The organism is Vibrio sp. 779(2023) (genome assembly GCF_033344285.1).
Classification (GTDB): Bacteria; Pseudomonadota; Gammaproteobacteria; order Enterobacterales; family Vibrionaceae; genus Vibrio; species Vibrio alginolyticus.
Window position 1 is genome coordinate 1 of sequence record NZ_JAWPOM010000190.1, and the last position, 1,100, is coordinate 1,100.

Here is a 1,100-nt window from a genome sequence, read left to right on the forward strand (position 1 = left end):
CTTCAGAAACAATGCCATCCTGATCTTTTGCGGTCATGTTTGAGTCTAATACCTCAATGTAATCTGGCATCATGTCTTCAAACATCTTGATGCTGTCGTACACGGGTTTAACGCCGACAATATCCACATAAGACTCTAGCATATCCAGATCCAGTAGATGTGTCTCAATCACAGGAGAAGGCGCCGCTTCTTCCTTGACTTCAGGCTTAACAATCACCGCGGGTTTATCGACTCGATCAACAAAGAACTTATCTATCACTGACTGAATAGCATGCACAGCTAATGGTTTACTGATTGCGTCATCCATTCCATTTTCTAAGTACTCTCGACGATCTTTCATCACGTTCGCCGTTAACGCCACCAACGGAGGTAAGTGGTCATAATGCTCACGGTAGTACTTCGCCACATCAAACCCTGTCATGTCTGGCAGTTGAATGTCCAACAGCACAAGGTCGTATTGATCCGGCACAAAGTTGACTAACGCTTCTTCCCCAGTCATCGCGACCGTCACGGAATGCCCCAAACTTTCTAGCAGCGACTTAGCCACCGTCACGTTAAGTTCAATGTCTTCAACCATAAAGATGTTGAGATGCACATTGTCGCGCTTCGCATCGATTACCGGCTCTTCGAGTTCAACAATAGGAACGTGAATCGACACAGTAAAGGTACTACCAAAGCCTTCTTCACTTGTGACCGTAATGTCCCCATCCATCATATTGATCAGCTGTTTCGAAACCGCTAACCCAATGCCTGTACCTACCGCATGCAAGTTGTCTTTGCCCGACTTAACTTGATAATACATAGCAAAAATCTTATCCAGTTCAGCTTCAGGAATACCGATGCCGGTGTCTTCGACTTCCATAATAATGGTCGCGAAGTCTTCTTCGGCATCAGCGCTGACTGTCATCACAACGCCACCTTCTTTGGTGAACTTCATCGCGTTGCTCACTAGATTCCAAATCACCTGGCGTAAACGGGTCGCATCCACCTCGATCGCTTTTGGTAAGTCACTCAAACGTTCTAAGTCGAAACGCAGTCCTTTTTGTTCCGCCATGAGCGCCGAAATACTCTCTATCTCGGCGACAAAGTCTTCAAAGTTC

General features: G+C 46.3%; 1 protein-coding gene. It reads right to left on the bottom strand.

Annotation, left to right across the window (positions count from 1 at the left end; translation table 11 throughout):
* A partial coding sequence (locus tag R8O70_RS25985; RefSeq protein WP_318184559.1) for an ATP-binding protein occupies window positions 1–1,100 on the bottom strand: 1,100 nt, incomplete at both ends.